This window comes from Sphingomonas natans, assembly GCF_030546695.1.
GTDB classification, from domain to species: domain Bacteria; phylum Pseudomonadota; class Alphaproteobacteria; order Sphingomonadales; family Sphingomonadaceae; genus Sphingomonas_I; species Sphingomonas_I natans.
The window spans coordinates 247332-259641 of the sequence record NZ_JAUOTP010000002.1; the positions used below are offsets into that span (position 1 = coordinate 247332).

General features: G+C 65.1%; 12 protein-coding genes. 6 read left to right on the forward strand and 6 right to left on the reverse strand.

What is annotated here, in order from left to right; all coding sequences use genetic code 11:
* The first annotated feature begins 301 nt into the window (after positions 1-301).
* From Q4F19_RS04785 to Q4F19_RS04805, 5 genes are all read left to right on the forward strand, one after another.
* A complete protein-coding gene (locus Q4F19_RS04785) occupies positions 302-1888 on the forward strand; it encodes a WcbI family polysaccharide biosynthesis putative acetyltransferase (RefSeq protein WP_303540322.1) in 1587 nt (528 codons plus the stop codon).
* A 156-nt stretch (positions 1889-2044) separates the two neighbouring features.
* Complete coding sequence (locus Q4F19_RS04790) at positions 2045-3433, forward strand: methyltransferase domain-containing protein (protein ID WP_303540323.1); 1389 nt, start codon at positions 2045-2047, stop codon at positions 3431-3433.
* 111 nt (positions 3434-3544) lie between these two features.
* Positions 3545-4048 (forward strand): KdsC family phosphatase, encoded by a 504-nt coding sequence (locus Q4F19_RS04795; protein ID WP_303540325.1) that lies wholly within the window; start codon positions 3545-3547, stop codon positions 4046-4048.
* A gap of 85 nt (positions 4049-4133) precedes the next feature.
* Positions 4134-4961: a metallophosphoesterase gene (locus Q4F19_RS04800; RefSeq protein ID WP_303540327.1), complete on the forward strand. Its 828-nt coding sequence runs from the start codon at positions 4134-4136 to the stop codon at positions 4959-4961.
* Positions 4958-5710, forward strand: a complete 753-nt coding sequence (locus tag Q4F19_RS04805) for an NUDIX hydrolase (RefSeq protein ID WP_303540329.1) — start codon at positions 4958-4960, stop codon at positions 5708-5710. The genes Q4F19_RS04800 and Q4F19_RS04805 overlap by 4 nt, the downstream gene beginning before the upstream one ends.
* 3 nt (positions 5711-5713) lie before the next feature.
* Here the strand turns inward: Q4F19_RS04805 and Q4F19_RS04810 are convergent, their stop codons facing one another.
* The 4 genes from Q4F19_RS04810 to Q4F19_RS04825 form a co-directional block, all read right to left on the reverse strand.
* Positions 5714-7234, reverse strand: a complete 1521-nt coding sequence (locus tag Q4F19_RS04810) for an LTA synthase family protein (protein WP_303540330.1) — start codon at positions 7232-7234, stop codon at positions 5714-5716.
* Between the two features lie 8 nt (positions 7235-7242).
* Positions 7243-8022 (reverse strand): SDR family NAD(P)-dependent oxidoreductase, encoded by a 780-nt coding sequence (locus Q4F19_RS04815; RefSeq protein WP_303540332.1) that lies wholly within the window; start codon positions 8020-8022, stop codon positions 7243-7245.
* Entirely contained in the window at positions 8019-9266 is a 1248-nt protein-coding gene (locus Q4F19_RS04820; RefSeq protein ID WP_303540334.1) for a capsule biosynthesis protein, read from the reverse strand. The genes Q4F19_RS04815 and Q4F19_RS04820 overlap by 4 nt, the downstream gene beginning before the upstream one ends.
* Positions 9267-9464: 198 nt before the next feature.
* Complete coding sequence (locus tag Q4F19_RS04825) at positions 9465-10322, reverse strand: class I mannose-6-phosphate isomerase (protein ID WP_303540336.1); 858 nt, start codon at positions 10320-10322, stop codon at positions 9465-9467.
* Positions 10323-10391: 69 nt separating this feature from the next.
* Here Q4F19_RS04825 and Q4F19_RS04830 point away from each other — a divergent pair, with 69 nt between their 5' ends.
* A complete protein-coding gene (locus tag Q4F19_RS04830) occupies positions 10392-11099 on the forward strand; it encodes an extensin-like domain-containing protein (protein WP_303540338.1) in 708 nt (235 codons plus the stop codon).
* A 90-nt stretch (positions 11100-11189) separates the two neighbouring features.
* Here Q4F19_RS04830 and Q4F19_RS04835 read toward each other — a convergent pair whose 3' ends face one another.
* On the reverse strand, positions 11190-11738 hold the full coding sequence (locus Q4F19_RS04835; protein ID WP_303540340.1) for a hypothetical protein: 549 nt from the start codon (positions 11736-11738) through the stop codon (positions 11190-11192).
* Between the two features lie 226 nt (positions 11739-11964).
* The gene (locus tag Q4F19_RS04840) at positions 11965-12210 is read right to left on the reverse strand and encodes a hypothetical protein (RefSeq protein ID WP_303540342.1); all 246 of its coding nucleotides are present in this window, start codon (positions 12208-12210) and stop codon (positions 11965-11967) included.
* Positions 12211-12310 lie beyond the last annotated feature (100 nt).

The following is a 12310-nucleotide window of genomic DNA, read 5'->3' on the forward strand; positions in this document are numbered from 1 at the left end:
GTCTTGAGCAGGCGCACGAGAGCGATGGAGCGTCGAAAAAGCGCGCTTTAGCCATCGGAAAGCACCATCTACAGTGCGGCGAGGAACGCGTATTTTTCCTGATGGGACAGGATGAATCCGTAGACGCCCGACGCCAGGCTGCCGATCTCGTGCGGCAGAACTCATTTTACACGTCTTCGCGCTTGAAACTGGCGCTTGATCGCGTAGCCATCCTGCGGAACGATCGCCGCGCCCGAAGCGCGTTTTTTACCCGCTCAGTACCAAGACAGCACCCGGAACGAAAAACATGGAAGTTGGGACAATGAGGCGAAAGCAGGTAAGGGTGATAGGGAATTGCCAAGCTTGGGCAGTTGCTTCTTTTTATCGAGATTTCGTCGGAGCCCCCAACGGCGAGGATGTCAAGGTCGTTGACGATCTCGGCTTGGACGCTGCGGCGCTTCGCGTCGCTGTGCAGGACGCGGATGTCGTAATTGTCCAAGAGCGCGATTTCAAACACGGGCTTTCCAAAGAAGAATTAGGCGGCAACCTGGACGTCTTCGGTTTCCCTTTGGTGATGGCCGGCTTCATGTGGCCGCATGCCAATGAACCGCACATCAACAATGTAAGTGAATGGCCGATTTCCGACGGGCCTTATCCTTCGCAAATGGGTGACAGCTATCTTAATCGTCTTATCAGTAGGGGAGTTTCCCCCGAAGACGCCCTCGACCAGTATCTATCGCTAGACATTGCGAAGGCAGCGCATATCGATCGGTTGATGGAACTCTACCTCGATCGCCAACGTCAGCGTGATGCGGCAGTAGGGTTTAACATCGCTCCGATCATAGAAGCAGAGTTCAGAACCCGGAAGCTTTTCCTGACCGCCGAACATCCGGATGCGTGGCTGTTCGGCGTGATAGCGAAGCAGTTGTTCGAATCCATGAACGTGCCTGGAGACATCATCAGCAACGCGCTCAGCACGCTTACCCGTTCGCCCTTCCCGCCGACCGAACTCGCCCTCCACCCGGGTGTGATCAAGCACTTCGGGCTGACGTTCGCCGATCAAGATGACACGTATCGGTTTGCCGAAGAGGGGCGGATCACGTTCAGCGAATACGTGCTTCGGTACATGCGATACGAGAGCAATCCGAAACTACGCGAAGCAATCTACATGGCTGGAAAGGAAGATCCTTCCCTAACCCTCCAGAGGCTAGACCAGGCATTGGTGGGGTCGCCACAATCGATCCGGGCGCACAGTTCGCGAGCCGAGATGCTCCGGCTTCTCAATAGACTAACGGAAGCCGAGGCGGCGTATCATGAGGCCATTCTGCTTGATCCCGACAATGCGGATCTGTACGTCGAATTAGCTCGAATGCTCTCAAGAGCCGGACAATGCGACCGTGCGGAAGAGTTCGCGCGTATCGCGATCGCCAAGGAACCGGCGCACGGCGGACCCTATGTCATGCTCGCAGAGGCGCTTATTTACAGTGGGCGCATCGCAGAGGCCCTGGAGCCGGGCAGACGCGGCATTCGACTGTCTCCCGGGGACGCGCATGGTCATCGCATGTACGCGATCGCGCTTCACGCAAGCGGGCGCCTTGAAGAAGCGGAACAGGTCGTTCGGCAGGGTCTCCTCATCCAGCCATCCAGTGCAGATCATCGAAATTTGCTGGCGGAAACGCTGGAAGGGCAGGAGCGGCGTAGCGAGTCTCTCGAAGCGTTAGAGGATGCCTTGGAAACGGGTTGCAAGAACGATCAGACTTATTCTCTCCTTGGCAATTTCCTCATGCGCGCCGGCGAACTGGATCGCGCGGAACAGGTCTTTTCCGAAGGAGCCGATCTCTATGGTCATTTCCGCCCGGATCTTCGCGATTGCGCACGGCAGGTCCAGCAGATGCGATCCATGGCGTGAGATGTAGGCGCTGAACACCATGGTACTGCTGGGTTTTGCGATCGTCGGCCAGCTTAGGTCGGGCCAGAGCCCCTGCGTCGCGGGTCAGGCGACGAACGATATGCTGGCTGATCAGGTCGGCCAACCCACGGTAAAATCACAAGGTGACGGACTAACATGATCAAATGGGTGCTGGCTGCTGACAACGATGCGATCCGCACCGCCTGCGGGGAAAAGCGTGATCAACACATCACATCGACATCGCACGAAGGCTGCCTGATCTACGGTCCATATTTGGAAATACCCGCCGGTCATATGAGCGCTAGGCTCACGATCGCGGGGGCAGCCCGCGGCAACGCCACGATCGAGATCACAAGCAACGACGGCCAACGGACTTTGGCCAGAAGCAACGTCGATCTGGATCGATCGGGGGACAGCCTTTTCATAGAATGTGATCTCGACACGCCGGCTCTCCGCACCGAGATTCGCTTATTCGTTACCAAGGACAGCATTGTTTCGGTGTCCGGCCTCGAAATCGACGTTGAAATCCCGGAGCCGGCGTCACCGGCCCTCGACCGCCCAGTGGGGCAGGAATCCCGCAAGACGTTCGCCGACAAGGTCAGCAATGGCTTCATCGGTCGGTATCTGGGCGGCAGGTCGGTACTAGAAATAGGCTTCCGCGGCTATGGCGATCAGATCGTTTTGCCAATCGTGCCGCAAGCGATTGGGATCGATATTGACTATCAGGGATATGATGGCCGAGTTCTCCCCTTTGCGAATGAAAGCGTCGACAGCATCTACACGAGTCATTGTCTCGAGCATATCCCGGACTATAGGTCCGCTTTTGCTGATTGGTATAGGGTATTAAAAGTGGGGGGATATCTAGTAATATCCGTTCCACACCAATATCTTTTCGAGAAACAGCGATACTTGCCCTCCTTCAGCAATACCGATCATAAGCGGTATTACACTCCGGAATCGCTTTTAGCGGAAGTCCGTGAATCTTGGCCAGAGCAAAGCTACAGGGTCCGCCATTTGATCGAAAATGATCGCGGCTTCGATTATACGCGATTCCCAGACGAACCGTCACCCGGCTGCTACGAAATCGAACTCGTCATTGAGAAAATGAGAATACCCTCTTGGCGCCTCGATGACGGATCGGTCCGGCCATATAGCGCAGCCGAGTTTCACGGGCATGGGCCAAGGCCAGACCGTTGGAGCATCGATATCGATTTTGCGTCGTCTGAACCGTGCAAGGTCTGGGGTCCATATGCCCGACTGGTCCCTGCTGCTTATGAGGCGATCTTCTTCTTTGAGAGCGATTTCCGCGGCGAGAGCCTGTCAGGTGACATCACGCTTGACGTCGCGGTTAACCGGAACCGAACGGTGACGCGAACCCTGTCTGGGAAAGAAGGTGCGGACTTGCTTCGCGAGGGCGTGATCAGCGTCCCGTTTCAGGTTGCCGACGATGTGTCGCATGTGGAATTCAGAACATTCACTGGCGAAATGCCGATGGACGGCAATTTGACTTTCAAGGGCGTTGACGTGCGGTTCCAGCGTGATTGATAAGTGCGTGATGCCTCCGCAATTTTTTTTGCTGTCGGGCCAAAAGCCGCTCTTGTCCAAATTATCACACCCCGTTTTGCCGCTACAGGCCGCGTTGCGATCCGGAAAATTATGATCCGCATGCTGGTGCTCGACGTCGATGGAGTGCTGACCGATGGCGGCCTCTTTTATGGTCCCGATGGGGAGCAGCTGAAGCGCTTCAACGTGCGCGACGGGCTCGGCATCAAGCTGCTTCAGCAAGCGGGCGTGACGATCGCGATCGTCAGCGGCCGATCCTCGCCGGCGCTCGCCCGCCGTGCCGCCGAACTCGGCATCGCCGAGCTTCATTGCGGGGTCGGCGACAAGGCAGCCGTGATGTCGGCGCTCCAGACCCGCCTTGCGACCCCGCCTGCCGACACCGCCGCGATGGGCGACGATCTCCCCGATCTGGCGCTCTTCGCCGGCGCCGCGCTCCGCATCGCCCCCGCCGATGCCGAACCCGAACTGATCGCCGCGGCGGACCTCGTGACGCGGCGCGCCGGCGGGCATGGCGCGGTGCGCGACGCCGCGGTCCACATCCTGGCGCTGAACGGCAATGCCGCGCTGGCCGGCGGGCCGACCGTCGCGCACGGGTGACGGTCTTGGCGCAAACCCGCCCCGCTTCCTACATGATGCGCGTGATGCCGCTCTTTCCGCCTTCTTCTCCTTGCCGGACCGCGCCATGTTCGGCGCGCTGAAGCGGCTCGGGCGCGGCGGCGGCAAGCTGGCCGAACCCGATCCGTCCGATTTCGCGCCGACTTTGCCCGAGGGCGAGCGCGTCTATGCGATCGGCGACATTCACGGCCGGCTCGATCTCCTCAACGATCTGCTCGGCCTGATCGATCTGGATGACGAACAGCGCGGCGCCGCCCGCACCACGCTCATCCTGCTCGGCGATCTGGTTGATCGCGGCCAGCATTCGGCCAGCGTCGTCGAGCGCGCGCTGCGCCTCCAGGCCGCGGGCGATCGCTTCCACGCGATCAAGGGCAATCACGAGGAGGTGATGCTCGGCGCGCTCGCGGGCGACGAGGCGGCGATGCGCCTGTTCCTGCGCATCGGCGGCATCCAGACGCTGGAAAGCTATGGTGTCGGCCTCGACGATCTGCCGAGCGGCGAGGAGATCGAGACCCTCATCCAGCGGATGCAATCGGCGGTGCCGCGCGAGCATGCCGCCTATCTCGCCGGCATGGAGGACAAAGTCGAGATGGGCGATTATCTGTTCGTCCATGCCGGCATCCGCCCCGGCGTGGCCATCGCCGATCAGGATCCGGTCGAGCAGCGCTGGATCCGCGACGCCTTCCTCGATCACAAGGGCGGGCACGGCGTGATGGTCGTCCACGGCCACAGCATCACCGCCGAGCCCACGCTCCTGCCCAACCGCCTCGGCATCGATACCGGCGCTTATTATAGCGGCGTGCTGACCGCGCTCGGTCTCGAGGGCACCGAGCACTGGGTCTTGCAGACGCGGCCCACCGGCGATGAGGCGACCGGCGAGACGGGCGACGATTGAGCGACGCCGCACCCCACCTCGCCGCGACGTTGATCGTGATGCGCGATCGCGCGGAGGCGCCGCCCGAGCTGCTAATGATCCAGCGCTCGGCGACCATGCGCTTCGGGCCGGAGGCGTGGGTGTTTCCGGGCGGCCGGATCGATCCCGGCGACGTCTCGCTCGCGGCCTCGCGTCTGCCCCCGGGCGCCGATCCCGACGATCATGCCGCGCGCATCGCCGCGATCCGCGAGACGATCGAGGAAGCCGGTGTCCCCATCGGCCTCGATCCCGTGCCGGACCCGGCGACGCTCGCGGCGCTGCGCGCTGCGCTCCACGCCGGCGAGGCCTTCGCCACGCTCCTCGATCGTTTCGGTCTTCGCCTGCTGCCCGAGGCGCTCCATCCTTTCAGCCGCTGGTGGCCACCCGAAAGCGCGCCGAGGCGCTTCGACACGCGCTTCTATCTCGCCCGCGCGCCGGACGAGGCGGTGCTGGATGCCGATGGCGGCGAGACGGTGGCGATCTGCTGGACGGCGGCCGAGGCGATGCTGGCAAGACCCGACGCGCGAATCCTGTTCCCGACGCGCTGCAACCTCCACCGGCTCGCAGCATGGAGCGATTTCTCAGAAGCTGTGGCGGACGCGGCCGCGTATCCGGCCGCCACGATCGTCTCCGAGCTCATCGAAATCGGAGAGGAGCGCTTCGTTTATATTCCGGAGGGTCATGGCTATCCGGAAACCCGGCTCGATCTGGCGAAGGCGCTTCGCGACTGATTCTCAGCGCGCCGGCCGGCTCGCCATCAGCCCCAGCAGGCGGCCGGCGATATCCTCGGCGGCGATGTCTTCGCGCCGGGGATCGGCGGCATTGCCCACTGGCCACAGCGCATAATCGGTCCGCCGGTCGCCAGCACCGGTGAACGCGCCCGCCAGACTCGGCTGGTGATCGCCGTAGAAGCCGAGCCAGCCTTTGCCATGCTGCTCGATCGCCCCACGCAGCACCGGGATCATCGCATCGGTTGCCTCGGCATGGCGCAGCCAGCGGCCGATCGTCTTGCGGTCGGGCACCTGCCACGACGGGGGCAGCGGCGACGGCAGGACATGATCGTGCGATCCGTCCCACGGCCCGTGATTTTCGATCGTCACGACGAACAGGAACAGGTCCGGTCCCTCGCGCGCTATCAGGTCCGCGGCGAAACGCGCGAGCGCGGCGTCCGTGACATATCCGCCGTCGCGCTCGGCATCGACGAACGCCTCCTCGCCGATGAAGCGCTCGAAGCCGAGCATCGGCATCACTTTGTCGCGTGCATAGAAATTGCGCGCATAAGGGTGGACGAAGATCGCCTTGCAGCCCGCCTCGCGCGCCGCCTGCGCGAGCGACGGCAGCGGCGCCTGCGCGAAATGCTCGTAGGGGTTGAAGCGGTCGAGCCCGAGCGCCTCCGGGCCGATCCCCGCGACCGCCGCCAGCTCGCTGCGGATCGTGTTCGCGCCCCAGCAGGGCACGGTCAGCCGACCGGACAGCGCTGCTTGCGCTCTTAGCTGCGCGAAATGCGGCAGCCGATCGGCAAGGTCGGGATGGAGCCGGCGGGCATCGACGAACGACTCGCCCTGGAGAAGCACGACCGGCCCGACGCCCTTCGGCCATGCCGGCAATCCGCGTGCGCGCACCGCTGCGCGCCGCGGCTCGCGCTCGTCGCTCGCCAGCGTGGCGTGGACGATGCAGCTGGCGAGCAGCCCCAGTGCCTTCGCGTCGATCTCGGGATCGCCCGTCGGCGCGAAGCTGCGATAATAACCAGCGAGCCTGCCCCGGAGCACGGCGCTCGCCGGAACGACGAAGGCAGCGCGCCCGATCGCGGCCGCCAATGCCGCCAGCCCGATCTGCACGAGCAGCGGCAAATGCCACAAAGGCGGCTCCGCCCGCAGTATGCCGGCTACGAGCGCGGCGATCGCGATGGTCCCCGCGACCATCTGCGCGGTGCCGACGAAAGCGATGTAGAAACGCGGGTGGCGCACGACCTCCAGCAATTCGGCGCGGTCGGCGAACACGACCGGCTCGTCGAGGATCGCGCGCTTCACCCGATCCGCGACGCCCAGCCCGATTCCGAGCGCGACGATGCCGATCCCGGCGACGATCGGCCGCGCCGTCGCCAGCGTGAACAGCAGGAAGCCCAGGAGCGGCGCCAGCGCATCCAGCGCCAGCGGCGCGGGTCTCCGGCCGATCACCGGCGCGCCGACCATCCGCCGCAGCCCCGCCCATGTCACCAGTGCGAGCAGAAGCCCTATCGCGAACCGCGCGGCCATAAGTGCGGTCAGGCGCCGGGTTCGATGTGGAAGCGGAAGCCGCGCACGATGCGATCGCCGATCGCCGCCGGCATCAGGTCCGCCGCCTGCTGGCCGAGCGCGAGCAGCCGCGGATGCGTGACGCGCGCCGCGCGCCGATCGATGCCGCGCGTGATCACCCGGACCATCGTGTCGAGGCTCGTCATGAACGGCGTCGGCCCCTTCCAGCGATCGGTCATCGGCGTGTCGAAGAAGCCGGGCACAACCACCGTCACCGCCACGCCCGCCGGCGCGAGCAAGGCCCGCAGCGCCTCGCCATAAGCGCGCACGCCGGCTTTGCTGGCGCTGTAGCCGGGGCTGTAGGGCAGGCCGCGCAGCGCTGCGGTCGAGGACACGACGACCAGCTGCCCCGCCTTGCGCGCGATCATCGGCGCGATCAGCGGCTCCATCACGTTCATCGTCCCGAGCAGGTTGGTCCGCACCTGCAAGGTCGCGAGCTTGTGCCCCTCGGGCGCGCCCGCTTCGCTCGTTCCGGCCGATACACCCGCGGCGGCGATGGCGATGGCGAACGGGGCGACCGCATCCTGTTCGGCGATCCACGCGCCGATCGGCGCCGCCTCGGCCACGTCGAACAATCCGGTGACGACCTCGGCGCCCGCCGCGCGACAGTCCGCCGCGGTCGCCTCCAGCCGCGCCGCATCGCGCCCGATGAGCGCGAGGCGAACGTCGGCGGCCGCATAATGGCGCGCGAGCCCGGCGCCCAGGCCGCTCGACGCTCCGGTAACGAGGATGCTGCGGCGCGCGGTCATCCGCGCGCGGAGGCGGCCCTGACCCCCTTCACCGCCACCCCCGGCGCCGTCCGCCGCACGACCGGCGCGCCCGGCGCATTCGCCTCGATCCGCCCTGCGGCGCCTTCGATGAGCATGTCCAGCCCCTCGTCGCTGAAATAGCCGCCATGGATCAGGCAGCGATCGACGAGCACGCGGCGAAACGCATCGAACACCTCGGCCACGGGCGCCTCGGGCTGGCGCCAGAAGGTATCGAGCCCCGCCTGGTGCGTGATGCGCGCGATATTATAGACCGCCTCGCCTAGCACGATCGTCGGCACGCCATAACGCAGCGCGAGCGTGCCGGTGGTGCTGTTGACGGTAACGACACCGCGCGCGGCGCGCACCAGCGGATCGATATCCGCCCATGCGATAAAGACCACGCGATCGGCGATCCCGAGCTTGGCGGCGGCATTGAGGGTGCGCGTTTCCCAGTTCGTCAGCCCATTGTCGAGCGGGTGGCCCTTGACGACCAGTAACGTATCCGCCGGGCCATGCGCGGCGAACGACGCCAGCACATGCTCGATCGCGGGCTGTATCCGTTTGAAATCGGAATGGACCCGGATCTGATAGTCGCAGTCGAGCTGCAGCGGAAAGACGAAGAAGGGCTGCCCGCCGGCGTTCAGCCGATCGATCGTCGCGCTCGATCGCCGCATTCCGCGCCGCTTGCGGACCAGCCGCGCCGCCCAGCCCGCATATTCGACGAGGATGTGCCACGGCCGATGCGTCCGATAGCCGGGAAACAGCGGGGTCAGCAGGAAGCTGCTGAGATTGTAGGTCAGATCCTCGCGCGCGCGGCGGCCGAAGAAGGAGGCGATCGGCGCATGCTCCTCCAGCGGCGGCAAGGCGCGTGCGGCGCGGAGATAATCCTCGGGATTGCGCGGCAGCTTCGAATGGCCGTTCACACCCTCTGCCTCGACCGTCACATAATCGGGACGGATATAGCCTTCCTCGAAGACATGGACCTGGATGCCGCGCGCGCGCGCCACGGCGATCGCAGCGGCATGGAGCGGCCGGCAATCGCCGAACAGCACGAGATCGGTCGCGGGCGCACGGTCAAGATAGGCGTCGAGGAAGGCCGGCCAGCGCGCCAGCGTCCCGCGATAATCGGTCGCACCCGGCGTCCGCCAATAGAGCTTGTCGCCGCCGTTGAAGTTGATCCGGCGGACGCCATGTCCGGCGTCCGCGAGCCGATGGCCCAGCAACGCGAAGAAGGGACCGGCCAAGCCCTGAAGAAACAGAAACTCTCGGCGCCCTTTTCGCCGGGAAACTCGATCCAAGGCCACCATCCCCGTTCTTTGCACCGGCATTTCGTCCGGCACAAGCATCCGGCGATGTTGCGGCGCGATAACAGACATGATTGGGCCAAACTATGGCAAACATGCCATTTGCTAGGCCGCGGTGACGCGCTGCGGACGTTGCGGTCAGGCGGGCCGCAGCGACTCGATGACGCCGCTGCCCGGATAGGCGACGAGCAGGTCGGCGCTGCCGGGAAGGCCCAGAACCGCCCCGTCCTCCACCATCCACACCGTCCCGGCCTCGAAGGACTCGCCGTCGATCGTCCCGTCCTCGGCCAGCGGCACGAGCCACAAGGGCCGCCCGTCGCCCGGCAGCGATGTCTCGATCGCGCCGGTCCACCGCTCCAGCACGAAGGCGGGTCCGTCCGCGAGGATCTGGCGCCCGGGCGAAAGCTCGTGCGCCTTGTAGGGCGCGACATAGGGCACCGGATCGCTCACCGCGATGCCGTCGGTCAGATGCAGCTCGCGCGCGCTGCCATAATCGTAGAGCCGATAGGTCAGGTCCACATTCTGCTGGACCTCGACCAGCGTCAGCCCGGGTCCGATCGCGTGGACGGTGCCGGCAGGCGTATAATAACTGTCGTCGCGCTTGACCGATTTCCAGTCGACCAGTTCCTCGATCGTCCCGTCGAGCGCCGAGGCGCGCAGCCGGTCGCGGCTCATCACCTCCATCGTGCCGATCGCGATCGAGGCGTGCGGATCGGCATCGAGCACCACCCACGCCTCATCCTTCCCGCGCGGATAGCCGCGCGCCTGCGCCGCCGCATCGTCGGGATGGACCTGGATCGAGAGGCGGTCGCTCGTGAACAGATATTTGATCAGCAGCTCCGGGCCGCCCTTCTCGCCGTCCTGCGCGCCCGGCACCTCGAACCAGATCTCGCCGACCGGATCGCCGCCCTCGGCGACGCTGTCGAAGGCCGGCCACAGGTCGCGACGCCCCCAGGGCTTCTCGACACGCTTCGTGGTCAATTTGGTGGCGGGCATCGCGGGCTCCGAACGGCAGGGGTGGCGTGATGGCGGAACGCATCATGCGGCCGAACGTCGGGAAAGGCGATGACGTTCCTGACACCCGCTCGCCTGATCGCGCCGCTCGTCGCGATCGGGCTGTTGGCTCTGGTCTGGCTGCTTTTGCCCGGACCGCCGGGCCGCTCGGCCACGCTCGATCTGGGCGAGCCTATCGGCAGCGTCACGCACCGCCGGCTGGCCGGTCTCGGCGAAAGCGGAGCCTGCCGTGCCGCACTCGATCGTGCAGGGATCGCCTATCGCGCGATCCCGCCCCGCACCGCCCCCGATACATGCGCCTTCGATGACGGCATCGCCTGGCGCCCCGGCGGCGCGCGCGAGGCGCTGTACGCCCCGACCGCGCCAGCTCTGGCCTGTCCGTTGGCGGCGGGCCTTGCGCTGTGGGAATGGGATATCGTCCAGCCCGCCGCCGCGTCGCTTCTCGGCAGCCCCGTCGTGCGCATCGATCATTTCGGCAGCTTCGCCTGCCGCCGCATCTATGGGCGCGAGAGCGGCGCGTGGAGCCGGCATGCCCGCGCGCAGGCGATCGACGTCGCCGGCTTCCGCCTCGCGGACGGCCGCCAGATCACCATCGCTGCGGACTGGAAAGGAGAAACACCCGAATCGCGCTTCCTCCATCGGGTGCGCGACGGCGGCTGCCGGGTTTTCGGCACGACGCTCTCGCCCGATTACAATGACGCGCACCGCGACCATCTTCATCTGGACGAGGGCGGGACGGTCTGGAGCCTTTGTCGGTAATGCGCGCGAACAGCGCGATCAGGCCGGCGCTGCCCGCATCGATCGCCATGGATTGGCGATGATCAAATCACCCCACTTGGGCGGCACGGATCAATTCGGCAACGCGACCTCGACCTTGTCGACCCACTCCGGATAGAAGCAGGGCGCTCGGCTCGACCAGCCGGGCGCGGTCGCCGCGGCTTCACTGATCGACTGGAGCAAGGCCCGGCGCTTTTCCGGGTGCAAATGCGGCAGCGCCGCTGCAGCGCAGAACGCACCCGGCAGCCAGGGGCGGATCGATCCGCCGAGCAGCCGTTCGTACAGGAAGCGATAAGCGGCGAAGCTCGTGATGCGCCCTTGCCCGAGATCGAAGGCGGAGATCGTCACGAGCGGCGAGAAGAAAGGCTCCATCTGATCGAGCCCGCTGTCGTCGGGGATATGATCGCGGATATGATCGAGCCGGCAATAGATGCGCGACTGCGCCTTGATGCTCGCCGATTCGACAATATCGCGCGACCAGCGCGCGGTCGCGTCGCTCCGGCCGAGGCCGACATCCAGCGAGCGGCGGATGTACCGTTGCGTGGACGAGGGGAAGGTCGCGAATTCCTTGATCTCGGAGAGCGCCATCGCGCCATCCGCCGGTTTCATCTGCTGAGCCATCTCATGTCTCCCGCCAACAAGCCGCGAGGAACCTGCCACGGAGATGGTATCCGGGCCGTTAACCGCGGGTGTCTTGGGACGAATGAATCACATACGGTGCTGCGATGCAACATTGCGTCGAAGGAATGACGGATTGGCGACCACTGTGTTGCGATCGCGCATCTGTGGATAAGATGCGCGATTGCATAATCTGGCCGGCAGAGGGAATTTCTGCCGGATTCCGTCGTCAGTGATGATCCGACGAGATCGCCGCTTCGGCCTCGGGATCGTAACCGGAGGACGGTGCGGGATCCTTGCCCTTGCCGGGCTGCGTGTTCGATGGCGCGTCCGAGGTCGGAAAGCTTTCGTCGAGCGCGATATCAAGCTTGGCATCCTCGTCACTCGGATCGCGCTGGAGCCGCTTGCTGTCGCTCGCATCGTTCGCGGGGCGGATTTCGGTGGGTTCCGGGGTCTCGGTGGCGGGGTCGCTCATGACACTCTCCTTGTTGCCGGCTGTTCACGCACGACCGGCGACTCGAAGGGACCAACGCCCCGCCGATACGGCCGTTCCGCTCCGGAAACCTTGCCGCAAC